Annotated in this window: 29 protein-coding genes and 2 tRNA genes; 17 read left to right on the top strand and 14 right to left on the bottom strand. The window is 70.8% G+C overall.

Translation table 11 applies throughout. The features are described 5' to 3' along the window. Positions 1–75: 75 nt before the first annotated feature. Positions 76–148, bottom strand: a tRNA-His gene (locus DAE25_RS20325). 53 nt (positions 149–201) lie between these two features. Then, positions 202–843 (bottom strand): oligoribonuclease, encoded by a 642-nt coding sequence (orn, locus tag DAE25_RS20320; protein ID WP_107767931.1) that lies wholly within the window; start codon positions 841–843, stop codon positions 202–204. A gap of 78 nt (positions 844–921) precedes the next feature. Here orn and DAE25_RS20315 point away from each other — a divergent pair, with 78 nt between their 5' ends. From DAE25_RS20315 to DAE25_RS20305, 3 genes are all read left to right on the top strand, one after another. Further along, positions 922–1,443 (top strand): MauE/DoxX family redox-associated membrane protein, encoded by a 522-nt coding sequence (locus DAE25_RS20315; protein WP_234411172.1) that lies wholly within the window; start codon positions 922–924, stop codon positions 1,441–1,443. Continuing rightward, positions 1,418–2,155 (top strand): DsbA family protein, encoded by a 738-nt coding sequence (locus DAE25_RS20310; RefSeq protein ID WP_107767930.1) that lies wholly within the window; start codon positions 1,418–1,420, stop codon positions 2,153–2,155. The genes DAE25_RS20315 and DAE25_RS20310 overlap by 26 nt, the downstream gene beginning before the upstream one ends. A 117-nt stretch (positions 2,156–2,272) precedes the next feature. After that, positions 2,273–3,283 (top strand): adenosine deaminase, encoded by a 1,011-nt coding sequence (locus tag DAE25_RS20305; RefSeq protein ID WP_234411171.1) that lies wholly within the window; start codon positions 2,273–2,275, stop codon positions 3,281–3,283. On the opposite strand, the gene DAE25_RS20300 is transcribed toward DAE25_RS20305, so the two are convergent. After that, positions 3,271–4,203, bottom strand: coding sequence for an aldo/keto reductase (locus DAE25_RS20300; RefSeq protein WP_107767929.1), 933 nt, complete (start codon positions 4,201–4,203; stop codon positions 3,271–3,273). The two genes, DAE25_RS20305 and DAE25_RS20300, sit on opposite strands and share 13 nt — an antisense overlap. A gap of 365 nt (positions 4,204–4,568) precedes the next feature. On the opposite strand from DAE25_RS20300, the gene DAE25_RS20295 reads away from it, so the two are divergent. Both DAE25_RS20295 and DAE25_RS20290 read left to right on the top strand, forming a co-directional pair. Then, positions 4,569–5,393 carry a DUF4397 domain-containing protein gene (locus tag DAE25_RS20295; protein WP_107767928.1) on the top strand — a complete coding sequence of 275 codons (825 nt, stop codon included), beginning with the start codon at positions 4,569–4,571 and terminating at the stop codon, positions 5,391–5,393. Between the two features lie 25 nt (positions 5,394–5,418). After that, a complete protein-coding gene (locus tag DAE25_RS20290; protein WP_107767927.1) occupies positions 5,419–6,117 on the top strand; it encodes a class F sortase in 699 nt (232 codons plus the stop codon). Positions 6,118–6,138: 21 nt separating this feature from the next. Here the strand turns inward: DAE25_RS20290 and DAE25_RS20285 are convergent, their stop codons facing one another. From DAE25_RS20285 to DAE25_RS20275, 3 genes are read right to left on the bottom strand one after another with little or no spacing between them, the layout of a single operon-like run. Then, entirely contained in the window at positions 6,139–8,304 is a 2,166-nt protein-coding gene (locus DAE25_RS20285) for an alpha-galactosidase (protein WP_107767926.1), read from the bottom strand. Between the two features lie 3 nt (positions 8,305–8,307). After that, on the bottom strand, positions 8,308–9,135 hold the full coding sequence (locus DAE25_RS20280; RefSeq protein ID WP_199907701.1) for a DeoR/GlpR family DNA-binding transcription regulator: 828 nt from the start codon (positions 9,133–9,135) through the stop codon (positions 8,308–8,310). After that, positions 9,135–11,138: a beta-galactosidase gene (locus DAE25_RS20275; RefSeq protein WP_107767925.1), complete on the bottom strand. Its 2,004-nt coding sequence runs from the start codon at positions 11,136–11,138 to the stop codon at positions 9,135–9,137. Before DAE25_RS20275 ends, DAE25_RS20280 begins: the two co-directional genes overlap by 1 nt. 168 nt (positions 11,139–11,306) lie before the next feature. On the opposite strand from DAE25_RS20275, the gene DAE25_RS20270 reads away from it, so the two are divergent. The 7 genes from DAE25_RS20270 to DAE25_RS20240 all read left to right on the top strand — a co-directional run bounded on the left by DAE25_RS20270 (position 11,307) and on the right by DAE25_RS20240 (position 17,192). Continuing rightward, the gene (locus tag DAE25_RS20270; protein WP_199907700.1) at positions 11,307–12,653 is read left to right on the top strand and encodes an ABC transporter substrate-binding protein; all 1,347 of its coding nucleotides are present in this window, start codon (positions 11,307–11,309) and stop codon (positions 12,651–12,653) included. Positions 12,654–12,657: 4 nt separating this feature from the next. Next, on the top strand, positions 12,658–13,596 hold the full coding sequence (locus DAE25_RS20265; RefSeq protein WP_107767924.1) for a carbohydrate ABC transporter permease: 939 nt from the start codon (positions 12,658–12,660) through the stop codon (positions 13,594–13,596). Beyond that, on the top strand, positions 13,593–14,510 hold the full coding sequence (locus DAE25_RS20260; RefSeq protein ID WP_107767923.1) for a carbohydrate ABC transporter permease: 918 nt from the start codon (positions 13,593–13,595) through the stop codon (positions 14,508–14,510). Before DAE25_RS20265 ends, DAE25_RS20260 begins: the two co-directional genes overlap by 4 nt. Positions 14,511–14,535: 25 nt before the next feature. Beyond that, positions 14,536–15,621 carry an ABC transporter ATP-binding protein gene (locus tag DAE25_RS20255; protein ID WP_107767922.1) on the top strand — a complete coding sequence of 362 codons (1,086 nt, stop codon included), beginning with the start codon at positions 14,536–14,538 and terminating at the stop codon, positions 15,619–15,621. 75 nt (positions 15,622–15,696) lie between these two features. Then, positions 15,697–16,239, top strand: coding sequence for a COG4315 family predicted lipoprotein (locus DAE25_RS20250; RefSeq protein ID WP_107767921.1), 543 nt, complete (start codon positions 15,697–15,699; stop codon positions 16,237–16,239). Between the two features lie 93 nt (positions 16,240–16,332). Beyond that, positions 16,333–16,761 (top strand): STAS domain-containing protein, encoded by a 429-nt coding sequence (locus DAE25_RS20245; protein ID WP_199907699.1) that lies wholly within the window; start codon positions 16,333–16,335, stop codon positions 16,759–16,761. Then, the gene (locus tag DAE25_RS20240; protein ID WP_107767919.1) at positions 16,758–17,192 is read left to right on the top strand and encodes a hypothetical protein; all 435 of its coding nucleotides are present in this window, start codon (positions 16,758–16,760) and stop codon (positions 17,190–17,192) included. Before DAE25_RS20245 ends, DAE25_RS20240 begins: the two co-directional genes overlap by 4 nt. Positions 17,193–17,234: 42 nt before the next feature. Here DAE25_RS20240 and DAE25_RS20235 read toward each other — a convergent pair whose 3' ends face one another. The 3 genes from DAE25_RS20235 to DAE25_RS20225 are packed head-to-tail and all read right to left on the bottom strand — an operon-like array spanning position 17,235 to position 19,964. After that, complete coding sequence (locus DAE25_RS20235) at positions 17,235–17,879, bottom strand: GerMN domain-containing protein (RefSeq protein ID WP_159083870.1); 645 nt, start codon at positions 17,877–17,879, stop codon at positions 17,235–17,237. After that, complete coding sequence (locus tag DAE25_RS20230) at positions 17,876–19,243, bottom strand: sensor histidine kinase (protein WP_159083869.1); 1,368 nt, start codon at positions 19,241–19,243, stop codon at positions 17,876–17,878. Before DAE25_RS20230 ends, DAE25_RS20235 begins: the two co-directional genes overlap by 4 nt. Before the next feature lie 7 nt (positions 19,244–19,250). Continuing rightward, positions 19,251–19,964 carry a response regulator transcription factor gene (locus DAE25_RS20225; RefSeq protein WP_234411170.1) on the bottom strand — a complete coding sequence of 238 codons (714 nt, stop codon included), beginning with the start codon at positions 19,962–19,964 and terminating at the stop codon, positions 19,251–19,253. A 212-nt stretch (positions 19,965–20,176) separates the two neighbouring features. Between DAE25_RS20225 and DAE25_RS20220 the strand changes: the two genes are divergently transcribed. Both DAE25_RS20220 and DAE25_RS20215 read left to right on the top strand, forming a co-directional pair. After that, the gene (locus DAE25_RS20220; protein ID WP_107767916.1) at positions 20,177–20,455 is read left to right on the top strand and encodes a Fe-S cluster assembly protein HesB; all 279 of its coding nucleotides are present in this window, start codon (positions 20,177–20,179) and stop codon (positions 20,453–20,455) included. A gap of 281 nt (positions 20,456–20,736) precedes the next feature. Then, positions 20,737–21,363, top strand: a complete 627-nt coding sequence (locus tag DAE25_RS20215) for a DUF305 domain-containing protein (RefSeq protein ID WP_234411169.1) — start codon at positions 20,737–20,739, stop codon at positions 21,361–21,363. Here the strand turns inward: DAE25_RS20215 and DAE25_RS20210 are convergent. Beyond that, positions 21,360–22,211 (bottom strand): phosphatase PAP2 family protein, encoded by an 852-nt coding sequence (locus tag DAE25_RS20210; protein ID WP_159083868.1) that lies wholly within the window; start codon positions 22,209–22,211, stop codon positions 21,360–21,362. The two genes, DAE25_RS20215 and DAE25_RS20210, sit on opposite strands and share 4 nt — an antisense overlap. A 285-nt stretch (positions 22,212–22,496) precedes the next feature. On the opposite strand from DAE25_RS20210, the gene DAE25_RS20205 reads away from it, so the two are divergent. The 3 genes from DAE25_RS20205 to DAE25_RS20195 all read left to right on the top strand — a co-directional run bounded on the left by DAE25_RS20205 (position 22,497) and on the right by DAE25_RS20195 (position 23,814). After that, positions 22,497–22,844 (top strand): STAS domain-containing protein, encoded by a 348-nt coding sequence (locus DAE25_RS20205; protein WP_199907698.1) that lies wholly within the window; start codon positions 22,497–22,499, stop codon positions 22,842–22,844. 116 nt (positions 22,845–22,960) lie between these two features. Next, a complete protein-coding gene (locus tag DAE25_RS20200; RefSeq protein WP_107767913.1) occupies positions 22,961–23,344 on the top strand; it encodes a hypothetical protein in 384 nt (127 codons plus the stop codon). Next, a complete protein-coding gene (locus DAE25_RS20195) occupies positions 23,341–23,814 on the top strand; it encodes a heme-degrading domain-containing protein (protein WP_107767912.1) in 474 nt (157 codons plus the stop codon). The genes DAE25_RS20200 and DAE25_RS20195 overlap by 4 nt, the downstream gene beginning before the upstream one ends. A gap of 13 nt (positions 23,815–23,827) precedes the next feature. On the opposite strand, the gene DAE25_RS20190 is transcribed toward DAE25_RS20195, so the two are convergent. The 4 genes from DAE25_RS20190 to DAE25_RS20175 form a co-directional block, all read right to left on the bottom strand. Next, the gene (locus tag DAE25_RS20190) at positions 23,828–24,166 is read right to left on the bottom strand and encodes a hypothetical protein (protein WP_107767911.1); all 339 of its coding nucleotides are present in this window, start codon (positions 24,164–24,166) and stop codon (positions 23,828–23,830) included. Positions 24,167–24,390: 224 nt separating this feature from the next. Continuing rightward, positions 24,391–24,467, bottom strand: a tRNA-Arg gene (locus DAE25_RS20185). A gap of 284 nt (positions 24,468–24,751) precedes the next feature. Then, positions 24,752–25,285: a hypothetical protein gene (locus DAE25_RS20180; protein ID WP_107767910.1), complete on the bottom strand. Its 534-nt coding sequence runs from the start codon at positions 25,283–25,285 to the stop codon at positions 24,752–24,754. A 503-nt stretch (positions 25,286–25,788) separates the two neighbouring features. After that, complete coding sequence (locus DAE25_RS20175) at positions 25,789–26,616, bottom strand: hypothetical protein (RefSeq protein ID WP_159083867.1); 828 nt, start codon at positions 26,614–26,616, stop codon at positions 25,789–25,791. Between the last annotated feature and the right edge of the window lie 6 nt (positions 26,617–26,622).

Below are 26,622 nucleotides of genomic sequence, written 5' to 3'. Positions count from 1 at the left end.
CCCATGTGTATCGTCTGTGCATAGCAGAAACCCCCAGCCCGACCTTTATGTGGGCCGAACTGGGGGTTCACTTTGGGTGAGTAACGGGACTTGAACCCGCGACATCCGCCACCACAAGGCGGCGCTCTACCAGCTGAGCTATACCCACCATGATCCCCGCCGTGAATCCGACCGGCGAGATCGATGAGAAGTGTAGGGCAATCAGGTGGCCGGGCCGGAATCGGGGGAGTCCCCCGTGAGCCCGGTGATCGAGCCCGCGTGGCGCGCCGCGATCTCACGGGCGCCGACGCTGTCCAGGCCGGGCTGCGGGACGAAGACCGCCTCCCGGTAGTAGCGCAGCTCCTCGATGCTCTCCTGGATGTCGGCGAGCGCCCGGTGGTTGCCGCGCTTGGCGGGGGCGGCGAAGTAGGTGCGCGGGTACCAGCGCCGGGCGAGCTCCTTGATCGAGGAGACGTCGACGTTGCGGTAGTGCAGGAACCCCTCGAGGGTCGGCATGTCGCGGGCGAGGAAGGAGCGGTCGGTGGCGACGGTGTTGCCACCCAGGGGCGGCCTGCTGCCGTCGGGGCAGTGCTCCTTGATGTAGGCCAGCACCTGCTCCTCGGCGTCGGCCATCGTGAGCCCGGAGTCGAGCTCGTCGATGAGGCCCGAGGTGATGTGCATGGAGCGGACGAACTCCACCATCTGGTCCATGGCCTCGGCGGGCGGCTTGATGATGACGTCGATGCCCTCACCCAGCACGTTGAGGTCGAAGTCCGTGACCAGGGCCGCGACCTCGATCAGGGCATCGGCCCCGAGGTCGAGGCCGGTCATCTCACAGTCGATCCACACCAGTCGCTCGTTCACAGGCAGTCACACTACTCAGGCCCACCCGCGGCGCTCGCTCTCAGGCACGGTTCAGGCACGCCGCCTAGGCTCGGGGCCGTGAAGGACTGGATCGGGCTCGCCGCACGGCTGGTGACGGGAGGCGTGTGGATCGTCGCCGGGATGCTCAAGCTCCCCGATCCCGCGGAGAGCGTGCGCGCCGTGCGTGCCTACGACCTGCTGCCCGAGTCGATCGTGCCGACCGTCGGCTACGCGTTGCCGATCCTCGAGGTCGTCGTCGGTCTCTGTCTCGTGCTGGGTCTGCTGACCCGGGCGATGGCTGTGGTGTCGGTGGTGCTCTTCGTGGCCTTCATCATCGGGATCGCGTCGGCGTGGGCCCGCGGGCTGGAGATCGACTGCGGCTGCTTCGGCGGCGGCGGCCAGCTCGACGGCGCCTCGGCCAAGTACCCCGGCGAGATCGCCCGCGACGTCGGCCTGCTGCTGGCGTCGCTGTGGCTCGTCGTACGCCCGCGGACCCGATGGTCGCTGGACTCGCTCATCTCCCCGACCCGGTCGGGGGACCTGACAGACACGGACACACTGGAGAGGGACATCGATGTCGAAGCGCAACAAGGCCGCTGAGCGCGCCGCCCGGGCGGCTGCCCTGAAGGCGGAGCGGGAGCGCCAGGAGCGGCTGCGCCGCATCCTGACGATCGGGGCGGTGGTCGCCGGCATCGTCATCATCATCGGCGGCGGGTTCTTCATCCAGAGCCAGCGCGACTCCACCGGCAACGACGCCGCGGCCCCCGCCGGCGCGACGGCGGCGTACGGCGTGGCCGTCGGTGACGCCGGTGCGACCCACGAGGTCGTGATCTACGAGGACTTCCTGTGCCCCGTGTGCGGCGTGCTGGAGGCCGAGGCCGGAGAGGCCCTGACCTCCGCCGTCGAGGAGGGGCGCGCCCGGGTCGAGTTCCGCCCGGTCAACTTCCTGAGCCGCTTCGGTGACTTCTCGATGGACGCGGCCAACGCCTTCGCCGTCGTCCTCGACGCCGAGGGGCCGGAGGTCGCGAAGACCTTCCACGACCTGGTGTACGCCGACCAGCCGGCCGAGGACGCCGACGACTTCCCTGACAGCGACTGGTTCATCGACAAGGCGGTCGAGGCCGGCGCGTCCGAGGAGGCCGTCCGGACGGGCATCGAGGAGGGCACCTTCGAGGGATGGGTCGACAACGCCACCGGCGCGGCCTCCGAGGCGGGCGTCAACGGCACCCCGACCGTCCTGCTCGACGGTGAGCCGGTCCCCGGTTCGACCATCGGCGAGGTCGCGGCCAACCTGGAGGCCGGCCTGCAGTGACGCTCGCTGGTTGAGGTGCGAGCGGAGCCACTCGCTGGTTGAGGTGCGAGCGGAGCGAGCCTCGAAACCCCTGCGGCGATTCGGGTCCCGCCGCGGGGCGCTGCGAGACTCCCCGGCGTGATCCTGACCGACTTCATCGCCGGCCTGCCCAAGGCCGAGCTGCACGTCCACCACGTCGGGTCCGCCTCGCCGCGGATCGTCGCCGAGCTGGCGGAGCGCCACCCCGCCGCCGGGGTGCCGACCGACCCGGACGAGCTGCGGGAGTTCTTCGCCTTCCGCGACTTCGCGCACTTCATCGACGTCTACCTGTCCGTGGTCGACCTCATCCGCACCCCCGAGGACGTGCGGATGCTGACCTACGAGGTGGCCCGTGACATGTCGGTCGAGCAGAGGCTCCGGTACGCCGAGCTGACCTGCACGCCGTACACCTCGGTCGTGCGGGGCATCCCGATCGAGGCCTACACCGAGGCCATCGAGGACGCCCGGCTGGCCGCCGAGCGCGACTTTGGGCTGGTGATGCGCTGGATCTACGACATCCCCGGCGAGAGCGGGATCCCGGCTGCGGAGGCCACGTTGTCCTACGCCCTCGACCACGCCCCGGACGCCCTGGTCGGCTTCGGCCTCGGCGGTCCCGAGATCGGGGTGCCCCGACCGCAGTTCCAGCCGCACTTCGACGCCGCCCGGGCCGCGGGCCTGCGCTCGGTCCCGCACGCGGGGGAGACCACCGGCCCCGAGACGGTGTGGGACGCCGTCCGCCTCCTGGGCGCGGAGCGGATCGGCCACGGCACGTCGTCGGCGGCCGACCCGGAGCTGCTGGAGCACCTCGCCGACGCGGGGATCGTGCTCGAGGTCTGCCCGACCTCCAACATCGCCACCCGCGCCGTCGCGACGATGGACGAGCACCCGCTGCGGACGTTCGTCGAGGCCGGTGTGCCGGTCACGATCAACTCCGACGACCCGCCGATGTTCGGCACGACGCTCAACGGCGAGTACGGCGTCGCGGCCGACCTGCTGGGCCTCGACGAGGACGGCGTCGCCGACCTCGCACGCTCGGCCGTGCGGGCGTCCTTCGCCCCGGAGGACGTGCAGGCGCGGATCCTCGGCGAGATCGACGCCTACGCAGGCTGATCCAGGCGGGCCATGGTCGTGGCGTCGAGGTCCAGCTCCGCTGCGGCGAGGGCCGGCTCGAGCTGCTCGAGGGAGCTGACCCCGACGATGGGGCGCACCTGCGGCGAGCGGTGCAGGAGCCAGGCCAGCACGACCTGGCTGCGGGCCACCTCGAGCTCGGCGGCCACCTCGGTGAGCGCCGCGAGCCGGGCCGTGGTCCCGGGGTGGTCGTAGGCCTGCGGGAACGGGCGGTCGTCGCGGTCGAAGCTGCCCTGCACCAGCGGGCTGTAGGCCCACAGCTCGATGCCGTCGTTGCGCTCGAGGTAGTCGATCGTCTCGTCGGTGACCCAGCCGAACCGGTGGTCCTTGCCCTCGACCGCGGCGCCGGGCCGCGGCTCGACGTACGACGTGGTCAGCTGCAGCGCGCTCGCGGGCTCGAGGCCGCGTGCCCGGGCGTGGGTGCGGGAGCGCTCGACCAGCCAGGTGGGGTGGTTGGAGATGCCGACGCGACCGACGGTGCCGGTGGTGACGAGCTCGCCCAGGGCGTCGGTGGTCTCCTCGATCGGCGTACGACGGTCCTCACCGTGCGCCCAGTAGAGGTCGATGCGGTCGACCCCCAGGCGCTCCAGGCTGCGGCCGGCCTCCCGGCGTACGGTCTCGGCGCCCAGGCCCTCCACGCCGCCACCGTCCAGCGGCTCGACGCCCACCTTGGTCGCGAGGGTGAGCCGCTCGCGCAGGCCCGGGTTGGCCCGCAGCCACTCGCCGATGAGCGCCTCGCTCTGCCCTCCGTGACCGGTCCCGCTGACCCAGAAGGCGTAGCAGTTGGCGGTGTCGAGGGTGGTGCCCCCGGCCTCGACGAAGCGGTCGAGCAGGGCGAAGGACGTGGCCCGGTCGGTGCGGGTGCCGAAGTACATGGTGCCGAGGACGAGGTCGGTGATCACGCCACGACGCTAGCGCCCCGCCCCGGTGGGGCCGAAGGTCCCTTGCGCCGGGCACCCCGCAGGCGTAGAACTGAGGTGTCGGAAGGACTCCGGTCCGGAAGACACGAAGGCCCACCAGCTCATACCTGGTGGGCCTTCGTTGCTGTCACGGCACGCGTGCGGCCCCGCTACCTCATACGTGGCGGGGCCTGGGCACGTTTCTAGTGCGATCCGTACGCCGGCCGGCGGAGGCGCGCCGAGCGGGCGCCGGAGTGGGTCCATACGGCGACTTCGACAAGTTGTCGAAGTTTTTGTCTAGATTCCAAATCCGGGCGCCGGGGCTGTTCCGAACGTGGTGCACATCACCCCCACGAAAGGACAGTCCGATGAAGAGAACTGTTGCCCTGCTCTCGGCCGCAGCGCTGGTCACCCTCCCGGCCGCCATGACCGCGCCGGCCTCGGCCGCGCAGGCCGAGGCGACGGTCTCGGTGCTGCACGCCGTACCGGGCCTGACGGTGGACGTCTACGCGAACGGCGAGGAGCTCATCCCCGACTTCGCCCCCGGGACCCTCACCGACCCGCTGACCCTGCCTGCGGGCACCTACGACCTCCAGGTCTTCGCCGACGGCGACAACCCCGACAACGCCGACCCGGCCATCGAGGCGCAGGGAGTGGAGGTGCCGGCCGGCGCCAACGCCACCGTGGTGGCCCACCTCGACGCCGACGGCAACCCCGTACTGACGCCGTTCGTCAACGACGTCTCGGCGACCGAGGCGGGCCAGGCCCGGCTGGTCGTGAGGCACACCGCCGCCGCGCCGGCGGTGGACGTCCGGGCGGACGGCGAGGTGCTGTTCCCCGGCCTGGCCAACCCTGACGAGGCGACCGGTGACGTCCCCGCAGGCAGCTACTCGGCCGACGTCACGCTGGCCGGGGAGAGCGAGGCCGTGCTCGGCCCCGCCGACGTCGAGCTCGCGGAGGGGACCTCCACGATCGTCTACGCCTGGGGATCGGCGGCGGACGGCAACCTCGACCTCGCCGTGCAGACCATCGACGGGCTGCACTCGGCCCCGTCGGGGGTCCCCGGCGGTGAGACCGGCGCTGCTGCTGCCGGTGGCGGTGCCCCGCTGTGGGCCTTCGGCCTCGGCGCCGCGTCGCTCCTGGCCCTCGCTGTCGCAGGTGGCCGGCTCGCCCCGGCACGCACCCGACGCTGAGCGACCGGATCGGGAGAGACACACCATGACGAGGCTGGGCAGGAGCACCTGGTGGGCCGTGGCGACCGCCGCGACCTCCGGGCTCCTGCTCAGCCTCGTCGTCCTCACCCGGGGTGGCGAGCTCGTCGAGGTCCGGGAGGTCCGGGGCGAGGCCGCGCTGTCGGCGCCGTCCGCAGGACCCTCGAGCGCGGGGGGAGGTGGGCGCGTCGAGCCATCAAGCCGACCGGTGCGGGCCCCCGTCCAGCGCGCCGACGCCTCCCTCTCCGCCCTCGCCACGCGTCGTACGGCTGCTCCTCTCCGCGTGCGCGTGCCCGCCCTCGGCCTGGACGCCGACGTGCGACCGGTGGGCGTGGGCGGGGACCGGCAGATGCGCCTGCCCGACGACCCGCGCGTGCTGGGCTGGTACCGGTTCGGTCCCTCCCCGGGGGACGACGGGTCGGTGGTGCTGGCGGGGCACGTCGACTCCCGCCGGTTCGGGGTGGGGCCGCTCGTCGCCCTGCAGGCCGTCGAGGTCGGGACCGTGGTGCAGGTGGTCACGGGGCCGGGTGAGGTCCGGACCTACCGGGTGGACAGCATCGAGAGGTTCGACCAGCAGGCGCTGCCCGCCGCCGTCTTCGCCCGCACCGGGCCGGAGCGCTTGCGCCTCGTCACCTGCACCGGCCCCTACCTGCCGGAGGCCGGCGGCTACCAGCAGAACCTCGTGGTCACCGCCGTCCCGACCTGAGGTCGACTGGACGGGTCCGGCTCAGGCCCGCGACTCGTCTCGGACGTGCAGCACCAGCGCGGTCTCGGGGGACATCGCGGGCAGGCTGACACCCGCGCCGGCGAGCGCGCGTCCGCCCACGACCAGCCCGGCGCCCGCAGCCCACCAGGGCGACAGGTCCGCGGCGTGCTGGTCCGCGGTCGCCGTCTCGTCGGTGAGCCGGTAGGACCGGTCGGGGTCGAGCCCCGTCAGGCGCAGCGGCGCGGGGTGCTGGGTGGCGGTCGCGGCCACGGTGCTCACGACGTACCACGCCTCGGAGCGGTCCGCGGCGACGAGCCCGGTGACCAGCACCGCCGGGTCCGGGTGGTCGGGGTGGACCAGGGTGCCGCCGGAGACCAGCGGGCGGACCCGCTTGTGCAGCGCGATCCAGCGCCGCAGCTCGTCGCGTGTCCCCGCGTCGAGGCCGGTGAGGTCCCACTCGGTGCCGAACGAGTAGAGCAGTGCGGTCGCGGCCCGGTAGCCGAGCCGGTGGGTGCGTCCGGTGGTGTGCGCGACGGGTCCGCCGACGTGCGAGCCGATGAGCTCGGGCGGCACGAGCAGCGACGTCCAGCGTTGGAGGTGCTGGCGCTCGAGCGGGTCGATGGTGTCGCTCGGCCAGATCCGGTCGGTGCGGGTCAGGACCTCGGCGTCCACCCGCCCGCCGCCGGAGGCGCACGACTCGATCTCGAGCTCGGGGTGCGCTGCCCGCAGCTCGTCGAGCAGCCCGTAGGCGGCGAGGGTCTGCCCGTGCACCGCCGGCACGCCACCGTGGGTGGCGTCGGTGAGGTCGCGGTTGTGGTCCCACTTGAGGTAGTCGATGGCGTACTCGTCCACGAGGGCCACGAGGCTGTCGCGCACCTGTGCGTACGCCCCCTCGTCCTGCAGGTCCAGCACCTGCTGCGTCCTCCACTCCAGCGGCAGGTCGTGGCGGCCGCGGAGGACGCGCTCGGGATGGGCCCGGGCGGTGTCGGAGTCGACGTTGACCATCTCGGGCTCCACCCAGAGGCCGAACTGCATGCCGAGCCCGCGCACGTGGTCGACGAGCGGGTGCAGGCCCTCGGGCCACACGTCGGTGTCGACGGTCCAGTCGCCCAGCCCGGCCGTGTCGCGGCGGCGTCCGCGGAACCAGCCGTCGTCGAGGACGAAGCGGTCGATCCCGACCGAGGCGGCGACGTCGGCCAACGCGGTGAGGCGGTCCAGGGAGTGGTCGAAGTAGACGGCCTCCCACGTGTTGGCGACGACCGGGGCCTCGTGCGCCGGGTGCGGTGCGTGCGCCCTCAGGTGCGCGTGCAGGCGGTGGCTCATCGGGTCGAGCCCCGCATCGGACCAGGAGCCCAGCATCCACGGGCCGCGGTAGGTCTCGCCCGGGGCGAGGGAGACCTCGCCGGGCGCCAGCAGCTCGCCGCCGCCGAGCAGGCAGTCGCCCTCCGGCGTGCGCTCGGCGTACGTCGTGTGGTTGCCGCTCCAGGCGGTGTGCACCGACCACACCTCGCCGCGTGAGAAGTCGAAGCCGGGAGTGCCGGCGACCATGAGCAGGGTCGCGTCGTGCCCGGTGCGGCCGTGGCGGGCGTCGCGGCGGTGGGTGCCCTGGACCCACGGGTGCCGCTGCGGGCTGCGCTCCTTGCACCACCGTCCGGTGAGGTCGAGCAGCTCGGTCGCCGCGGGGCCGACGGGGAGAGCGGTGCGAGCGGCGGCGAGGTGGAGGGTGCCGTCGAGGGTGTTGGTCACCGAGGTCCTCATCCTGACGAGCCCGGCCTCGCTGAGCCCCAGGTCGACGGCGACCACCCAGCCCGCCTCGTCGTCGGTCCCGGTGAACCTCGCCGTCGCATCCCCGTGCACGGGGTCCTCGACCCGGGCGGACCAGTCGGTCGGACGGGGTGTCGCCGCCGCGGCCGGACCCCCGACCCGGTGGCCCTCGAGGACCGGGGTGCCGGAGAAGCCACGGGTGGGGTCGGGGACCAGGCCCGTACGCCGCGCGGTGTTGAAGGCGGAGTGCGGGATACCCGGCCGGCGGGCAGCGACCAGGTCTCGGAGGGCCGCGTCGTCGAGGTCGCCGAGGTCGGCGCCCCAGTGGACCACCACGGGGACGCCGTCGTCGTCGGGGGCGACGAACAGGCTCACCCCGGCCCGGCGCAGGTGGACGGTCGCCGTCGAGCTGTCGTCGCGCATCGCTCAGGCGTCCCGGGACGACTCGGAGGCCAGGTCGTCCACGTGGTCGAGGTCGTCGTCGACGTCGACCAGGATGAGCTCGCCGACGTGGTCGGCCAGGATGCCGCCTGCCTGCGCGGAGAGCCGGGAGTCGGTGACCAGGACCGAGGCGTCGGACAGCGCGGCGATGCTGCTGAGCCCGACCACGCCCCACTTGCTGGAGTCGGCGCAGACGATCAGCCGCCGGGAGCGCTCGATCATCGCGCGGTTGGTCTCGGACTCGAGCAGGTTGGGGGTGCTGAAGCCGGCACGCACGTCCATGCCGTGCACCCCCATGAAGAAGGCGTCGACGTGCAGGCTGCGCAACGAGGAGACGGCGACGGGCCCGACGAGGGCGTCGGAAGGGGTGCGCAGGCCACCCGTGAGGAGGACCGAGGTGGTGCTGTCACCCGCGCGGTGCAGCACGTCGGCCACCCAGATGGAGTTGGTGACCACGGTGAGGTGCGGGATCCGTGCCAGGTGCTCGGTGAGGGCGTGGGTGGTCGTCCCCGCCGACACGGCGATGGCCATGCCCTCGTGCACGAGCTGGGCGGCCCGGGCGGCGATGGCCTCCTTCTCGAGGCGGCGCTGGACCGACTTGGCGGCGAAGCCCGGCTCGGAGGAGGACGGCTCGGCCACCGCCAGGGCACCTCCGTGCACCTTCTCGAGGAGTCCCTCGCGGTGCAGGGCGACGAGGTCGCGGCGGACGGTCATGTCCGAGACGCCCAAGAGGTCCACCAGGTCGGTGACCCGTACGGTGCCGTCCCGGTTGAGCTCCGCGAGGATGCGGCTGCGGCGCTGTGCGGCCAGCATCAGCGCCCCGCTTCGCGTACGACGGCGACGCCGCCGGCCGGCACGACCAGGTCGTCGGCCACGGTCCGGCCGGACACCAGCTCGGTCCCGGTGACGGGCACGGGGGCGTCCTCGCAGCCGTGGTTGATCACGAACAGCCAGGACGCGTCCGCTCCCACCCGACGCGTGACCTCCACGTCCCGCGCGGCCCCCGGCAGCCGGTCGAGCCCGAGCTCGTCGAGCAGGCGCCCGACGAGCAGGTCGGTGCCGTCGGTGTCGAGCCTCGTGGCGACGTACCACGCCGCCCCGTCGCCCACCGCGCGACGCGTGACGGCCGGGCGGCCGCGCGCCGGGCCGTCGGCGTGGTGGGCCACGGGCTCCGCCCCGGCCAGCTCCAGCTCCTCGGTCCACACGTCGGCGGACACGCTCGTCGCGCCGAGACCCTCCACCCGCACCGTCTCCCCCTCGAGGAGGGGCAGGAACTCCGTGGTGCGTACGCCGAGCAGCTCGCGGAAGGCACCGGGATAGCCACCGAGCCGCACGTGGTCGTGCTGGTCGACGATGCCGCTGAAGTAGGTGACGACCACGGTCGCCCCGGCCTCGGCGGCCGCCGCCACGGCCGCCGCCGTCTCGTCCGTGACGAGGTAGAGGGTGGGCACCACGACCAGGCGGTACGACGAGAGGTCGTCGCCCGGGTGCACGACGTCGACGCCGATCCCGGCGGCCGACAGGGAGCGGTGGAAGTCCTCGGCCCGGTCCCGGTAGGACACGTCGATGCTGGGGTGCGAGTCGAGCTCGCACCCCCACCACGCCTCCCAGTCGTAGAGGATCGCTGCCCGGTTGTCGGCACCGCTCCCGGTCACCTCCTCGACGGCGTCGAGGACCCGGGAGAGCTCCGTGACCTCGCGCCACAGCCGGGAGTCGGTGCCGGCGTGGGGGAGCAGCGCCGAGTGGAACTTCTCCGCGCCGGCGCGGGAGGCCCGCCACTGGAAGAAGAGGACGGCGTCGGCGCCGTGGGCCACGTGGGCCAGGCTGGAGCGGATCGTCTCGCCCGGTGCCTTGGCGCGGTTGCGCGGCTGCCAGTTGACCGCGCTCGTCGAGTGCTCCATCAGCAGCCAGGGTGCGCCGCCGGCGGTGCCGCGGGTGAGGTCGGCGCTGAAGGCGAGCTCGCGGTGGGCGTGGGGGTCGGCGGCCATCAGGTAGTGGTCGTTGGAGACGACGTCCACCTCGCGGCCCCACCGCAGGTAGTCCATCTCGGAGGTCTGGCGCATCACCATGAAGTTGGTCGTCACCGGCACGCCGGGCGACACCTCGTGCAGCACGTCGCGCTCGACGACGAAGTTGTCGAGCAGCTGGTCCGAGGAGAAGCGCATGAAGTCGAGCTGCTGGGTCGGGTTGGGGAAGGCCGGCGCCACGCGGGGCGGGAGGACCTCCTCGAAGTCGCCGTAGTGCTGGGACCAGAACGCCGTGCCCCACGCCTCGTTGAGCCCCTCGATGTCCTGGTAGCGCGCCCGCAGCCAGTCGCGGAACGCCGCCGCGCTGACGTCGCAGTAGCAGCGCGCGTTGTGGCAGCCGATCTCGTTGGACACGTGCCACAGCGCCAGGGCGGGGTGCCCGGCGTACCGCTCGGCCATCGCGCGGCACAGCGCCAGGGCGTGCTCGCGGTAGACGGGGGAGCTCGGGCAGAACGCCTGCCGGCCACCCGGCCACAGGGTGCGCCCGTCCTGGGTCACCGGCAGCATCTCCGGGTGCAGGCGGGCGAGCCAGGGCGGGGGAGACGCGGTCGCCGTGGCCAGGTCGACGCGGATCCCGGCGGCGTGCAGCTCGTCCATCTGCTCGTCGAGCCACCCGAAGTCCCAGCGGTCCGGCGCGGGCTGGAGCAGGGCCCACGAGAAGACGCCGAGCGTCACCAGGTCCACCCCGGCCTCGCGCATCAGCGCCCGGTCCTCGGCCTGCGCCTCACGGGACCACTGCTCGGGGTTGTAGTCGCCACCGAGGGCGAGGGGAGGCAACGACGTCGGCATGCGCCCACTGTGACGAGCGTCGCATCGGAAAGTCAACGGATGAGATGCAACTTCTCGTTTGAAAATGTCGGTATCGCGACCAAAGTGAGACCTGAAACCCTTGACGAGGGTGTGGTCACCGTCACATGCTGTCGACCTCTGTTTGATTCTGTTCCCCAGGAGGCTGTTGTGTCCCGACCCCGCCCGACCGGTTTTCCCGGTGGCACCTCCGTGCCCCGCTCCGCCCTGACGACCATGGCGGCCAGCCGCCGCTCCGTCCTCCGCGGCATGGCCCTCAGCGGCCTGGCCCTCGGCAGCGGTGGCCTGCTCGCCGCCTGCGGCGGGGACGACTCCGGAGGGGGCTCGGGCGAGGGAGCCACCGTCAAGTTCGGCATCAACGAGGCGGAGAGCGCTGGTCCCGCCTACGACCGGCTCGCCGCCATGGCTGCCGCCTACACCGAGGAGTCCGGTACCGAGGTCTCGCTCAACGCGGTCGACCACAACACGTTCCAGGAGAGCATCAACACCTACCTCCAGGGCAGCCCGGACGACGTGTTCACGTGGTTCGCCGGCTTCCGGATGGCCCAGTTCGCCGAGGCGGGCCTCATCACCGACGTGAGTGACCTCTGGCCCATCGACGGGCTCAACGACTCCTTCAAGCAGGCCTCCACCGCGCCCGACGGCAAGCAGTACTTCGTCCCCGTCCAGTACTACCCGTGGGCGGTCTTCTACCGGAAGTCGGTCTTCGACAAGAACGGCTGGGCGCCGCCGGAGACCAACGACGACTTCATGGCCCTCATGGACGACATGCAGGGCAAGGGCGTCACCCCGTTCGCCTTCGGCGACAAGGACGGGTGGCCGGCGATGGGCACCTTCGACATCCTCAACATGCGCCTCAACGGCTTCGACTTCCACATGAGCCTGATGGCCGGCGAGGAGGCGTGGGACGGCGACGAGGTCAAGCAGGTCTTCGAGACGTGGCGCACGCTGCTGCCCTACCACCAGGAGGACCCGCTGGGCCGCACGTGGCAGGAGGCGGCCACCGCGATGGGCAACGGTGAGTGCGGGATGTACCTGCTCGGCACCTTCGTCGTGGACGCCCTCGGTGAGAACGGCGAGGACCTCGACTTCTTCACCTTCCCCGAGCTCGACTCGAGCATCGGCTCCGACGCGCTCGACGCGCCCATCGACGGCTTCTGCGTCGCCGCCGGCGGCCAGAACCAGGAGGGTGGCAAGGCCATGGCCAAGTGGCTCGGGAGCGCGGTTGCGGCCGACGCGGCCAACAACGGCGCGGACGCCCCCTTCATCGCGGCCAACGAGGGCGCGAGCACCTCGACGTACAGCGACCTGCAGAAGAAGTCGGCCGAGGTCGTGGGCGCGGCCGCCAACATCGCGCAGTTCATGGACCGCGACACCAACGCCGACTTCGCCAACACGGTGATGATCCCGTCCATCCAGGAGTTCCTGAAGAACCCGGACGACATCGACGGGGTCACGGCCAGCATCCAGGAGCAGGCCGCCTCGATCTTCGGCTGAGACGATGGCGACCACTGACGAGGCGCCGCAGACCGACGAGTCTGCGGCGCCCCCGACCCAGCGTCGGGAGAAGAGGCTCGGCGGCCACGACCGGCTCGTCATCGGCGCGATGCTCGCGCTCCCGATCGTCCTGGTGGTCGGCCTGGTCTGGGTGCCGGCCCTGGGCTCGGTCGCGCTGTCCTTCGGCACGTGGAACGGGTTCGGCGACCTCGACACGATCGAGTGGGTCGGATTCCAGAACTACCAGGACATCGCCACCATCTACCCGCCGTTCTGGCCGGCCATCCGGCACAACCTGATCTGGTTGGCCTTCCTCTTCGTGTTCCCGACGCTGCTGGGCATCCTGCTGGCGGTGGTGCTGGACCGGGAGATGCGGGGCAGCCGGTTCTACCAGACGGCCTTCTACATGCCCGTCGTGCTGTCCGTGGCCCTCATCGGCTTCATCTGGCAGCTCTTCTACTCCCGCGACCAGGGCCTGATCAACGAGGTGTTCGGCACCGAGGTCGACTGGTACGGCGACCCGGACGTCAACCTGTGGGCCGTCCTGGTGGCCAACGCCTGGCGCCACACCGGCTACGTCATGCTGCTCTACCTGGCGGGCCTGAAGGGCGTGGACAGCACCCTGCGGGAGGCCGCGGCCGTCGACGGCGCGAGTGAGGTGCGCACCTTCTTCCACGTGATCTTCCCGGTGATGCGACCGATCAACATGATCGTGGTCGTCATCGTGGTCATCGAGTCGCTGCGCGCCTTCGACATCGTGTGGGTCATCAACAAGGGCCGCAACGGGCTGGAGCTCATCGGAGCACTCGTCGCGCAGAACGTCATCGGCGAGGCCACCCGCTACGGGTTCGGGTCGGCGCTGGCCGTCATCATGATGCTGATCTCCTCGATCTTCATCACCATCTATCTGCGGAACGTCTTCCGTGAGGAGCGTCAGCGATGAGCGTCGAGGCCCCGGTCGCCACTCACGAGTCGGCGCCGCCCCCCAGGCAGGAGGGCGGGGTGATGAGCCGCAACCGCGGCGTCATCGCCACGGTGATCACCGCCGTGCTCGCCCTCCTCTGGCTCTTCCCACTGTTCTGGGCGGTGCTCAACTCGTTCCGCGAGTACGAGTACACCCAGGCCAACGGCTACCTGTCCTTCGGCGGCTGGACCACCGCCAACTACGAGCAGGCCTGGTCCCAGGGGAACTTCGGCCTGCACCTGCGCAACTCCCTCATCGTCACCATCCCGGCTGTCCTGATCACGCTGTGGTTGTCCTCGATGGTCGCGTTCGTGCTCGCGCGGTTCAGCTTCCGGTTCAACCTCGCGATGCTGGGCGTCTTCCTCGCGGCCAACCTGCTGCCGCCGCAGGCGCTGCTGATCCCCGTGTTCCGGATGTTCCGCGAGGTCTCCCTACCGACGTTCATGAGTGACTCGGGCTCGTTGCTCAACAGCTTCTGGGCGCTGATCCTGGTCAACACGGCCTTCCAGATGGGGTTCTGCGTGTTCGTGCTGAGCAACTACATGAAGACGCTGCCGCACGAGATCTACGAGTCGGCCGAGCTGGACGGCGCGGGCGTGTGGCGGCAGTACTGGCAGCTGACCATGCCGCTCGTGCGCCCGGCCCTCGCGGCGTTGGCGACCCTGCAGTTCACCTGGGTCTACAACGAGTTCTTCTGGGCGACGGTGCTCATCCAGCGAGGCGACAAGCTCCCGATCACCTCGGCGCTCAACAACCTCCGGGGCCAGTTCTTCACCGACACCAACCTGGTGGCGGCGGGCTCGGTCATCGTGGCCCTGCCGGTGCTGGTGGTGTTCTTCGCGCTGCAGAAGCAGTTCGTCTCCGGCCTGACACTCGGCTCGACCAAGGGTTGAGCGTTCGTACGCGAAAGGACTGCACATGGCAACAGTGACCTTCGAGAAGGCGCAGCGGTGGTACCCGGGGGCTGACTCGCCCGCCGTGCCCGGGCTCGACCTCGAGATCGAGGACGGCGAGTTCATGGTGCTCGTCGGTCCGTCGGGCTGCGGCAAGTCGACGACCCTGCGGATGCTCGCGGGCCTCGAGGAGTGCAACCGGGGCAGCATCTTCATCGGCGACCGCGACGTGACCAACGCGGCGCCCAAGGACCGCGACATCGCGATGGTGTTCCAGAACTACGCGCTCTACCCGCACATGTCCGTGCGCGACAACATGGCGTTCTCGCTCAAGATGGCCAAGATGCCCTCGGCGGAGCGGGACACGCGGGTGGCCGAGGCGGCCCGGATGCTCGGCCTCGAGGAGTTCCTCGACCGCAAGCCCAAGGCTCTCTCGGGCGGCCAGCGCCAGCGCGTGGCCATGGGGCGCGCCATCGTGCGCAACCCGCAGGTCTTCTGCATGGACGAGCCGCTGTCCAACCTGGACGCCAAGATGCGGGTCCAGACGCGCACCGACATCGCCAGGCTCCAGGCCGACCTGGGCGTCACCACGGTCTACGTCACCCACGACCAGGTCGAGGCGATGACCATGGGCGACCGGGTGGCGGTGATGAACCTCGGCGTCCTCCAGCAGGTCGACACACCCCTGGGGCTCTACGACCGCCCCGTCAACCTCTTCGTGGCCGGCTTCATCGGCTCGCCCCAGATGAACCTGCTGAGTGCCCGCGCCGACGAGTCCGGGCAGGCCCGCATCGGCGACTACCTCGTGCCCGTGGACCCCGCCGCAGCCTCGCGCATGTCGGGCTCGATCACGGTGGGAGTGCGACCGGAGTCCTGGCGCCAGGTGTCGGCCGAGGCGGGCGGTCTCCCCGTCAAGGTGACCGTGGTCGAGGAGCTGGGTGCCGACGCGTTCGTCTACGGCACGAGCGACGTCGAGGGAGCGCCCAGCTCGGTGATCGTGCGCGTGACCGAGCGCGACTCCGTGTCGAAGGGTGACGTCATCCACGTGACCACGGACCCTCGCCACGTCCACGTCTTCGACACCACGACGGGCGAGCGGCTCAGCGACTGATCGACGCGGGTCGTCGCTGCGGGTGTGGCGGCGAGGGAGGAGCGTGATGTGGGAGCCGTTGGCAGACTCTGCAGCATGCTGTCCCGGTGCTGCGCCGTCCTGCTGCTGCTGTCCGTCCTGACAGCGTGCGGTGAGGAGACCGGTCAGGACGCGGACGACCCGGTTTCGACGCCCAGCGCCACGGTCGACGCGACCGAGACGGCGCCGTCTCCGAGCGAGGATCCGGCCAGATCCCCCACGTCCGGCGGCACCGATCGAGGCACCCGCATCGTCGCGTCGAGCAGCGAGTTCGGGCAGATGCTGTTCGACTCGACCGGTCAGGCGATCTACCTCTTCGACGTCGAGACGTCTTCGAAGCCCCGGTGCTACGACGCCTGCGCCGAGGCCTGGCCCCCGGTGCTCGCTCGAGGCGAACCCGTGGCCGGACAGGGCGTCGTGGCCTCCCTGCTCGGCACGACGAAGAGGTCGGACGGCACGCTCCAGGTCACCTACGACGACCACCCGCTCTACTTCTACGCGCACGAGGGCAGCGGAGAGGTGAAGTGCCACGACGTCTTCCTCAACGGCGGCAACTGGTACGTCGTGCAACCCGACGGCGATCCCGCCCCGCCCGGATGAGGCTCCCTCGCTGGAGCTCGTGACCAGGATTGTCACGAGAATGCCGGACGGGTGACGTGCTGCCGGTCATGTGAGGACGGCAGGGTCGTGCGCGTGAGCATCTTCGATCACGGCAGGACGGGTGCTGCCCCTGTCCCTCGGACAGGCGCGACCGTGCTGTGCCGCGAGGACCGGGTCCACGACGTTGTCGTGCTGGTCCTGTCCGACGACACCCTGCTCGATGCGCTCGAGGAGCTGCGCGTGCGGCTCGGTGGTCTGCTGGAGCCCGGTCCGTCCCGCCTGGTGGTGGACCTCTCCCGGGTCTCGCGGCTCTCGTCCGCCACGATCGCGACGCTCCTGTGGGTGAAGCGGACGTGCGCGGCCCGGGCCGTCGACGTCGTCGTACGCCGTCCGTCGCGCGGCAGCGTCGGAGTGCTGCACCGCACCGGGTTGCTGACCGCACCCACCACGGATCCCGGGACGCTGACCAGGGGGGTCGGCGTCGGCGCGTCGGGGGCGCCCCACGGGCGAGGTCGGTCATGACGCTGTACGACGTCTGGCCGCCGGTGCCCGTGGCCGGCCACTTCGACCTGGCCGCCTCCCCGGATGACGCGACGGACCCGTCGTCCCGGGGAGCGGTCCAGGCGGTGGCGCGGAAGTGGTGCATCGACCGGGCGCTCCGGCCGTCGACGGTGACGACGGTGACTGCGCTGGCCGGGGAGGCGGTCTCCTGCGGGCATCGCGTCGGGGCGCGTGGGCTGAGCCTCAGACTGCGGTGGCTGGACCTCGACCGCATGCGGATCGAGCTGTCCTGGCACGGTTGCGACGCGGCAGTGCTGACCAGGAGTGACGCTGTACGGTCGCGCACCGGCACCTTCGACCGGTTGGCGGACAGCTGGGGTGTGGAGGTGGCCGGCAGCCACGAGAGCTTCCAGTGGTTCGACGTCGACACCCGGACACCCGCCCACCGGTAGGACCGTCAGCGCCGGGGTCGGCCGTCGCGCCCCGGTCCAGGCTCAACCGCCGGCCGGGCACCGGTCGGGGCCGGACCCTTCCCGGAACGGTGAGGACTGCTGGTACGTGGGGGGCACGAGCGGCCGGTAGGTCCCGGCCGTGACGGGCGCGGCGGAGAGCGCACCGTCGGCGCCAGGCACCTGGACGGGCTCCCCCTCGCTCACCAGGGACACCCGCTCGATGCCGGGTACCGACACGAGGGTCAGTACGAGCTGGCCGATGGCCAGGGGCAGGCGATCGGCGCTGACCTGCGTCTCCGTATCGAGATCGACCTCGACGAGGTCGTCCGTCAGCGAGACCAGCTCGATCGCCGAGTCGGGGGGGAGTGCGGTGGCCAGGCCCTCGGTCCTGGCCCGGTCAGTCGGTCCGGCGGACAGCTCGTCGAGCAGGGCCGCCACGTCGACGGGGCAGGTCTGCGACGCCGTCCGTGGGATGAGTCGGCCGTCGTCGTCGACCCAGAAGAGGAGGGGCTCGGAGGGCGCCGGCGCGGCGCCCTGCGTGCTCACGTCGGCAGCCGGACGGTCATCGAGGAGGTGGTAGGGAACGGTGGAGTCCTCGACGGTGTGCCCGCCCTCGGACGGAAGGCCGCAGCCGGCCGTCACCGCTGCCGCCACCACCCACGCCAGGCACCGCACGGACCCACTCACGACGGCTCCTCCGGCGACCGCGGCAGTCGGAGGACGAGAGTGGCCCCGCCCCCGGCGGCCTCGCCGCACCAGACGCTGCCGCCGTGGTTGCGGACCGTCTGGGCCACGATGCTCAGCCCCAGTCCGCTGCCGGTGCCCTCCTTGCGGGAGCCTGCGCGTGCGAAGCGCTCGAACACCCTCTCCCGGTCCTCCGCGGCGATGCCCGGCCCGTGGTCCTCCACGTGGAGGTCGACCGTGTCGGAGCGAGCGACGATGCGGCACCGCGCGAGCCCTCCGCCGTGGATGTCGGCGTTGTCGAAGAGGTTGATGAGCGCGCGCCGGAGCTGCGGCAGGTCCACCGACACCCGGGCGGTTCGGGACTCCTCGTCGGAGTCCCGCAGCAGGGAAGGGTCACGTCCGCTGCTCCCCAACGCCTGCCGTACGAGGTCCTCGGCCCTGATGGTCGAGACGTGACGTTCGTGTGCGGCGGAGTCCAGCCGGCCGAGGGTCAACAGGTCCTCCAAGGCGCGGGTGAAGCGACGGAGCTCGGCCGACATGAGTGCGACCGCCTGCTCCGACCGCGGTGACAGGTCGGTGGCCCGCTGGAGGAGGCTGAGGCTGGTGGTGAGGGTGGTCACGGGGGTGCGCAGCTCGTGGGCGACATCGGCCGCGAAGCGGGCATCCTGCTCGATCTTCTCGTCGAGAGCGTCCACCATGTTGTTGAAGGCTGCGACGAGGGGGACCAGCTCGGGGTCGTCGGTGTCCTGCAGCCTCGTGCTCATGTCGCCCCCGGAGATCTTGGCCGCCGCGCTGGCGACGTCTGTCATCGGCGTGAGGACGCGACGGCTCGCGAACCTGCCGAGGAGTGCGCCGGCAGCGATGGTGAGGACGGCACTCGCCGCCAGGGCGATACGGAGCGTCTCGAGGGTCTCGTCCAGCTCGGCAGCGACCGACGCCTCGTAGTACTCGGCGTCGACAGCCGGCAACGGCACCCCGACGACGACCGACGACGGATCTGTCCCCCCGGTCCAGCCGAGGCCCACGGACCCGTCCTCGACCGCGGGACCGACGACCGACGTCACGTCGTCGGCCGCGGGATCGAGGGACGACGAGTACCACTCGTCACCCCGTCGTACGTAGAGCACGGTCCCGGGCGGCGGTGAGATGGACCCGAGCACGTCGCTCACCACGGCGTCGGACGTCAGGAGCGCGTCGCGCACGAGCGCCGCGTCGATGAAGGCCTGTCGCGTGGCCGTCCGCTCCCGCTGGTCGATGAGCAGCTGCCGGGCTGACAGGTACGTACCCACGGCGAGGGCGGCCGACAGGACCAGGGCGCCCAGGGCGAAGCCGGCCGTGACGGACGACCGCAGGCCCAGTCGCCTCACCGGGCGCTCACGCGGTGTCGAGCCGATAGCCGAGACCACGCACCGTCACCAGGATCTGTGGGTTGGCCGAGTCCACCTCCAGCTTCTTGCGCAGCCTGCGGACGTGCACGTCGACGATCCGTTCGTCGCCGAAGTAGTCCTGGTCCCAGACGTGCTGGAGCAGCGCCGTACGGGTGAGCACCTTGCCGGCGTGCTCGGCGAGAACGGACAGCAGGCGGAACTCGGTCTGCGTGAGGTGCACCTCCTCCTCTCCGCGTCGCAGCACCGCCGCGCCGGCGTCGAAGAGAAGAGGAGTGCGGGAGTCGAGCGTGAGCACGTCGTCATCGGCGTCCTCGGTCTCCGCGTCCCCGATCGTGGGCCTGCGCAGGAGGGCTCGAAGCCGGGCCTGGACCTCCTCCACGGAGAACGGCTTCGTCACGTAGTCGTCCGCCCCCGCCTCCAGCGCGGCGACGATGTCCTCCGTGCGGTCCCGGGCACTCACGACGACGATCGGTGCCTCCGTCCTGGGTCGCGCCCGGGCGATGAACGAGAAGCCGTCCATCCCACCCAGCATCAGGTCCACCAGCATCAGGTCGACCCCCGGGTCTTCGACCGTGAGCAAGGCCTTCTCCGCGTCCGAGGCCTCGAAGACGGCGTACCCCTCGTCCTCCAGCACGAGCCGGAGGGAGGTCCTCAGGCCGTCGTCGTCCTCGAGGATCAGGATCCGCGTAGGGCTGGTCACCGCGTCATCGTCCCCGATGCCCGTGCCCCGAGCCACTCCCGATGACCATGTCGTCGGCGATGTCATGGAACTGCAATGCACTCGCCCGCGGCCCTGACACACGGTCGCGGCACAGTGGTGGCCGTAGTGGGAACCGGGCTTTCTTCCGACCGGACGCGCCCGCCCCCACCAGATTCCACCTGAAGTCCAGCCATGGAGGAGGAGAACGACTCATGATCACCATGACCTACGACGCTCTTGGCGTCGTCCGCAAGTTCACCGCCAACCCGACGCTCGACGTGTCCTCAGGCGTGCGCATCGCGGAGCAGGCCGGAACGTCGCGGCTCCAGGTCCGCGCCGTCACGGAGCCGCAGCCCGGTGACCTGGTGGTCGAGCAGTCCGGTGGTCGGATCTTCCTTGGTCCGGAGGCGCAGCGCCGGGTGCGTGGCAAGGTGCTCGACGCTCGCAGCGATGCAGCGGGGCGCGTCGAGTTCGTGCTGAAGGCCGCCTGACGAAGGGACCCGGCCGCGAGTGCTGCCGGTGTCCAGCCGTAGCGCTGCACACAGCAATCCGGGATCTCTGTCGTCGCCGTCGCCTGTCCGATGGTTCTGGCTAACGGCTACGGCGACTGGAACGTCGGCATGCGTGAGTACGTCGCGGGCTCCGCGCTGCGGTGACCGCAGGCCCGGCTGTCACGGCGACGCCAGCACTGAAGGGCAGGAAGTCCATGACCACACCCGGTTCGTCCCCTGACCGTAGGCAGGAGCGTCGCACCTACGTGCGATTCGCGCTCATGATCGCCACGTCCACGGCAGTCATGTTCGTCCTGACCTACACCAACTCCTTCGCCGTCGATCACGTGCGGTGGAGCGTGGAGCGCTTCTACATGGCGCTCCTGATGGGCGCGGCGATGGCTCTGGTCATGCTCGCCTTCATGCGCAGCATGATGTACAGGAACGGTGCCCTCAACCTCGCGGTCGTGGCGCTCGCCCTGGTGCTCGGCGGGACCGCGCTCTACCTGTCCCGGTCCCAGGTCCTCGTCGACGACCAGGCCTACATGAAGGGCATGATCCCGCACCACTCCATCGCGATCCTGACCAGCGAACGCGCCCAGATCGAGGACGTGCGCGTGCGCGAGCTCGCCGACGGCATCATCGAGGCGCAGCGCAGGGAGATCGAGAAGATGGACTGGTTGGTCGAGGACATCGAGCAGAACGGCCCTGCAACCACCGATGCGGAGGCTGCGCAGAGGCCGGTCCCGGATATCGAGGGCTCGGCCGCCGGGACGGACAGGCCTGGCGGAGTACTCGCTGCGGCCTTGCGCCTGTTCGGACTCGTCCCTGCGTCGCGCGCCGAGCTGGGGGCGACGACGTCGTGGTCTGGGGTCGGTCGGTCGTCGCAGGGCGCTGCTCACGGCTAGGTCGGATCGCGGTCCGGCACGACCTCGTCGTCGGTGACCTCGAGCACGAACACCATTCCAGCCAGTACGGCGAGCAGGGTGCCGACGATCAGCAACCCCGCCGACAGGAATGCCAGGAGCGAGCCCACCACGGTGTCTCGTACCGGAGCGAGCGCGGAGAGCATCAGGCCCAGGGTGCTGCCGATGGTCAACGCCCCGACGGACAGCGCGCCCCACCACCGCAACCGCGCCGAGGGATGCGTGCGCGCTCGAGGATCTTCGAGAGCCACCACGGCCGCGATGGCACCCATCGTGCAGACCCCCACGACGAGGAAGGACGCCATGGCATCGGCCGTGCGGTGCCACCCGGCGAACATCGTGGCCAGGGCGATCACCGTGGCGACGCTGCCGCCCGCCAGGGCCGTCGGCACGCGCGCAGCGGCCGGCAGGACGATGAGGAGGGCTGCCACTGCCGAGAAGGCAGCCGTCGTGTGACCACTCGGCAGACTGTTCAAGGTCGCGGGTGCGACCTCGTCCAGTCCCAGGTCCGGGCGGGTGATCAGGTGCTCCTTGAGCAACCAGGTCAGGACATTCGCGCTCACGAGCACCCCGATCGCCGCCAGGCCGCGCACTCGTTCCAGCTGGACGAGGGCGATGACCGCCACGGCGGCGACCGCGCCCAGGAGCGATCCGACGGAGACGATGTCCAGCACAGCCTCGACGGTGTCCTCGATCGGCGCCCCGCTGGAGATCGCACCGCGGAGGGCGGCGTCGCTCACCAGTCGACCGTGCTCCGTGCGCACCGTGACGACGTACACCAGCACGAACGCCGCCGCGTAGGCGCCCGCCATGGCCGCCGGCCACGCCATGGCCGAGGTTCTTCGTACGGTCACTGCGCCATCACACGCCCATCCTGCCCGTAGACGCGGTCGTGCGGTCGACACGCCGGCTTCCGTGCGTACGCCGTGGCTCGGCGCCGCGGTGACCCCAGCGATCGCCAGCCGCCTCGGCGACTGACTCCCCGGGCCCGCGTCGCGCATCATGGTCCCGTGAGCCATCTCCACACCCGACTCGGCGGCGCGGACGACGTCGGACGGGCCGCGACACCCCCGCCCGGGGTGGCCGCGCCCGGCATCCCTCTGGAGGGTCCCCGCGTGGCTGACTCCGAGGTGGTGACGATCCGGTGCAGGTCCGAGGTCACGCAGCTCCACGCGGCCAACCTCGTCGCTGACATCGCCGACGCTGCGACCCGCGCCCGCGTGGTGGTCGTCGACCTGCACCGGACAGCACGCATCGACGCCGCCGGCCTGGGCGCCCTGGTCGCCGGCGCCCGGAGCTGTCGCGACGCCGGCAGCGCGCTGCACGTCGTGGGCGCACACGGCATGGTGGGTCGGGCCTTGGCGTTCACCGGTCTCGCGCGCGCCCTGTCCCCGCGTGCGACCGCGGGGGATCCCCGGCACGATGCCGCGGTCCCGCGGCCTCAGGACGACCAGGCTCCGTGATGCGGTGGCTCCGGGACCTTCGACCCTGTGTCCCGGGAGCCCCTCGTGGTCGTGTGGTCGCAGGCCGTTGCCCCTGGGTGGAGCAGCGCGCGACGATCTGACCGGAGGTACGGACGATGAAGGTGCGACCGGGTGCGGTGGTCCGGGGGACCGGGGTGGCTCTCGCCTGCCTCGCGAAGGACGAGTCCAGGCGCACGCCCATCCTGCTCGCTGGTTTCGCCTGCGGCTGGTTCCTGGACAGGCCCGGACTCCAGCTCGCCACGGTCGTGCCCGACTCCGAGGAGCCGTGGAAGCGCGCGACGGTGCCGTTCGCGACGTCGGTGGCCTCGTGGTCGACCGCGATGCTGGTGGCCACGACGGCCCTGCGTCGTACGAGCCTGCCCGTCCCCATCGCGGCGCTCGTGCTCGGGGGCGGACTCGTCGTGGTCGACTCCCTGCTGGCCGATCTCGGTGAACGCCGGGACGTGATCGACGCCGACGAGGCCGGAGCCGAAGGGTGACCGGTCGCGAGCTGCTCGACGAGCTGACGGCGCAGGAGTCGCGCCTCGTCTTCGACCATTTCGACGAGGACACCGCCTGGGCCCTGGGGGTCGCCCTGCGTGAGGCCGCAGTGGACGCCGCGCTCCCGGTGGCCATCTCGATCCGTCGCAACGGCCAGCGGCTGTTCCACGCTGCCCTTCCAGGAGCGTCAGCAGACAACGACGGGTGGCTCGCACGCAAGAGCGCCGTGGTCGACCGTTACGGCCGCTCCTCGCTCCGGGTGGGTGAACAGTTCCGGGTCGACGGCGGGTCCTTCGACGTCGACGCCCGACTGCCCCTGTCGGACTACGCAGCACACGGCGGCGCCTTCCCCATCCTGGTCCGGGGCACCGGCTGTGTCGGTACCGTCGCGGTCTCAGGCCTCCCCGAGCTCGAGGACCACCGGCTCGTCGTCGAGACGCTCGAGGACTTCCTCGCCAGAGGGCACTGACGCGCAGCGAGCGCTATCGCTTCCTGCGACCGAACCTGCGGCCCAACCTGGCGGCCATCGACCTGGGTGGCTTGATGTCGATCAGGTTCGATCCGTCAGGCGGCGCGAGGTTCGCCGCCTGCTCCCTGGACAGGGTCGTGCGGACGTAGGTGGTGTAGATCGAGGCGACGTGATCCGCGTCCACGAAGCGCGCACCTTCCTCGGTCTGGACCACGATGCCGTCGAACACGGAGACCTTCTCGTCGACCAGGACGGCTTGCACGGTGGCGAAGTGGTGTCCGTCGCTCGTCTGCACGGGCGTGCCCGGCTGGAGTGCGGTGTAGGCGATGGGGTGGTCGGGCGCGTCGGGCATGCAGGAACTTTACGGCTGCGCCGAGCCGTGCGTGGGTCGACCGACCACGCGTCACCCCGGCGACAACGGCCTGGACGTGTACGCCGCGCTGTTCGGCGGCGACCTCGACCCGGTTGCGGTCGTGCTGGATCCCCTTGTGCCACATACGTGCCACTACCGCTCGTCTCGGAGCTGGAGAAGGCGCCGTCCGAGCAGCTCAACCTGTTCTGACCTGCACAAACGCGTGGCGCCCCCGACAGGATTCGAACCTGTGACCGGCGGATTAGAAGGCCGCTGCTCTATCCAGCTGAGCTACGGGGGCGGGGGATCGGAATTACAGTCGGGCGAAGCATCGGGATAACCCCGTTGTAGGTTCTGCCCGCTTCCGACCCGACGGTCAGTATGCCGCACCGGCCTCTCGCAGGTGGAGTTGCCACAGCGACCGACCCCTCTCAAGGCCAGCCCCGAACGCCCTCACGTCCGGATCCAGCCGAGATCCGGTCGACCGACCTGTGGGCCATCCTGCCCCAAAGGCGGCACTCGGGTGCGCTTCTCTTCACCGGCCTGGAGTTGCGTCCCGGCGTCACCTGCCTCGTCGAGGGCCTGTCAGCAGCCCGATGCGAGACCGACCTTCGGGACCACTTCTTCGCCGCAAAAGATGCTCCTGATCAGGTCCGCGCCCACCGGTGCGCGATCCGCTGAGGCGGAGCCATCCAGCACGAGGACGAGCACCCCGCGCTTCGAGCGCTGCAGGTACACCCACAACGTGCCAGTGTCGCTGAGGACCGGCGTAACGAACGGCCCCTTCATCCTCGGGTGGCGCTGCTGCATCTCCGTCACCATGGAACCCGGGCCGACGCCGCGGCGGGTGTTGAGGTTGGTCCCGAGGAACGCCGACACCTCGGACACGCGGCCCCGACGCCATCCGACGTAGCCGCGCCGCTTCCGCTTCAGCACCGGCGGACCGCAGGCCCCCATGCCGGGCTTAATGTAGCCGGTGGAGCGGGCCTTCTTGTCGGTCATGCCGAGCTTCAACTTACCCAGGCTGTTGGGGGTGAGCAGGTTCTTGGCCGCCGGTCGCACAGGCGGGTAGTGGTCGAGGGCAAGCTCGAACCCGTGACCAAGGTCGTCTGCCGACACCGCACACCGGGCTCCAGGATCGTGCACGTGAAGCCACCCAGGTCGACGACAGAACCAGCGGGCAGCTGGTTCTCGTTGTAGAGCGAGTCGCCGACGCAACCGAAGTACGGAAGCTCGTACGGGTTGAGTCCGATCGAGGTGCCCCACTCGAGCTGGCAGTCGGCGGACTCGGGGTGGTCTGCCACGTAGGGATGCCCACGGTGTCGCAACGAAGCTGACCTGCGTCGTAGTCGTCTGCGGTGACAATGAGGCACTGCACGGTGCGACCGGCGTCCGAGAACAGGTAGGGAGTCTCATGCCGCGGCTGGGACACCGAGCTCGCACCACTCTCCGACGGGGCCGCGGCAACCGGTGCCGCCAGAGCGGCGTTCGAGACCAGTAAGCCGACCAGGCCAGCCAGATCGGTCGTTGGCACGCTTTGAGGTGGTAGGTCGTGTCTGAGGCGCGGAACGTGCGCGGGCAGTGTTAGAGCCTTTGCGGGCGGTGAGAGTGGTCCTCCGCTTTCAGGTGCCTCCGAGGCCCGTCAAGGACGAGCCGCGCCAGCGTCCAAGCGCTGCGCGTTTCAGCGGCATCATCCACTCGTAGGCGTACACCGGCAGGGCCGGCGGCGGGTCCTCGTAGTAGGCGGCCCGCACGATACAACCTCGACGAGCCCCGTCGAGGTACTGGCCGTACGTGGGGTCGCTGCTCGTCACGCACAGGCGCACAGACAGTTGCATCCCGTCGTTGCGTGCCTCGAACAGCTCGGTGACGACGTCGGGCTTCGCCCAGCGATCTGCCCCTACGGGGGACGAGGCCATCACGTTCCGCACCAAGGTCTCGGCGGCATACGTGGGCGTCGCCGGCGGCAGAGCTGTGCGCGCCCGATACCGGACGGGATCGTTGCCAACGTCGGGGTAGCACTCGCCGAGCGAGTACCCGCCGGGGATCCGATACCCGAGCAGATCGGTGCAGAAGTACGGCTCTTGGGCTCCTAGCACACGCGGCGCCGACCATCCCTTGGCTGTCTTCACGTACAGCGCGTGGTACCCGCCGCCGCCGCAGTCCGAGATGCGTATGCCGATGTTCGGGATGGTCGCGAATCCGTCGGCACGCCACTTCTTCACTGTCAATGTCGGCGCCTGCTTGCACTCCACGGACCCGCCGAGCTGCCGCCACGCTCGTGTCAGCTCGTCATTCACGAAGCGCCGAAAGGCGGCACTGGTCGCGCCCAGCTTCTTGTCGACGGTCGACAGGTGGACCTCTCGGCCGTCGCCGCGGTAGACGACCTCGCGGACGCGACGATCCATTACGTGTGTGACGCCGTTCTCACGCCCTGCGTCAGTAACCACGACGCC

The organism is Nocardioides terrigena, from assembly GCF_003047265.1.
Taxonomy (GTDB): Bacteria; Actinomycetota; Actinomycetes; order Propionibacteriales; family Nocardioidaceae; genus Nocardioides; species Nocardioides terrigena.
This window is presented reverse-complemented; position numbering and strand designations above follow the sequence as displayed.

Excerpts from the sequence above, each read along its gene's own strand:
- DAE25_RS20285 (WP_107767926.1), bottom strand. The coding sequence starts at position 8,304 with ATGCGCGACGACAGCTCGACGGCGACCGTCCACCTGCGCCGGGCCGGG.
- DAE25_RS20255 (WP_107767922.1), top strand. The coding sequence starts at position 14,536 with ATGGCAACAGTGACCTTCGAGAAGGCGCAGCGGTGGTACCCGGGGGCT.
- DAE25_RS20280 (WP_199907701.1), bottom strand. The coding sequence starts at position 9,135 with ATGCTGGCCGCACAGCGCCGCAGCCGCATCCTCGCGGAGCTCAACCGG.
- DAE25_RS20240 (WP_107767919.1), top strand. The coding sequence starts at position 16,758 with ATGACGCTGTACGACGTCTGGCCGCCGGTGCCCGTGGCCGGCCACTTC.
- DAE25_RS20310 (WP_107767930.1), top strand. The coding sequence starts at position 1,418 with ATGTCGAAGCGCAACAAGGCCGCTGAGCGCGCCGCCCGGGCGGCTGCC.
- DAE25_RS20200 (WP_107767913.1), top strand. The coding sequence starts at position 22,961 with ATGAAGGTGCGACCGGGTGCGGTGGTCCGGGGGACCGGGGTGGCTCTC.
- DAE25_RS20260 (WP_107767923.1), top strand. The coding sequence starts at position 13,593 with ATGAGCGTCGAGGCCCCGGTCGCCACTCACGAGTCGGCGCCGCCCCCC.
- DAE25_RS20210 (WP_159083868.1), bottom strand. The coding sequence starts at position 22,211 with ATGGCGTGGCCGGCGGCCATGGCGGGCGCCTACGCGGCGGCGTTCGTG.
- DAE25_RS20220 (WP_107767916.1), top strand. The coding sequence starts at position 20,177 with ATGATCACCATGACCTACGACGCTCTTGGCGTCGTCCGCAAGTTCACC.
- DAE25_RS20265 (WP_107767924.1), top strand. The coding sequence starts at position 12,658 with ATGGCGACCACTGACGAGGCGCCGCAGACCGACGAGTCTGCGGCGCCC.
- DAE25_RS20215 (WP_234411169.1), top strand. The coding sequence starts at position 20,737 with ATGATCGCCACGTCCACGGCAGTCATGTTCGTCCTGACCTACACCAAC.
- DAE25_RS20275 (WP_107767925.1), bottom strand. The coding sequence starts at position 11,138 with ATGCCGACGTCGTTGCCTCCCCTCGCCCTCGGTGGCGACTACAACCCC.
- DAE25_RS20250 (WP_107767921.1), top strand. The coding sequence starts at position 15,697 with ATGCTGTCCCGGTGCTGCGCCGTCCTGCTGCTGCTGTCCGTCCTGACA.
- DAE25_RS20290 (WP_107767927.1), top strand. The coding sequence starts at position 5,419 with ATGACGAGGCTGGGCAGGAGCACCTGGTGGGCCGTGGCGACCGCCGCG.
- DAE25_RS20295 (WP_107767928.1), top strand. The coding sequence starts at position 4,569 with ATGAAGAGAACTGTTGCCCTGCTCTCGGCCGCAGCGCTGGTCACCCTC.
- DAE25_RS20190 (WP_107767911.1), bottom strand. The coding sequence starts at position 24,166 with ATGCCCGACGCGCCCGACCACCCCATCGCCTACACCGCACTCCAGCCG.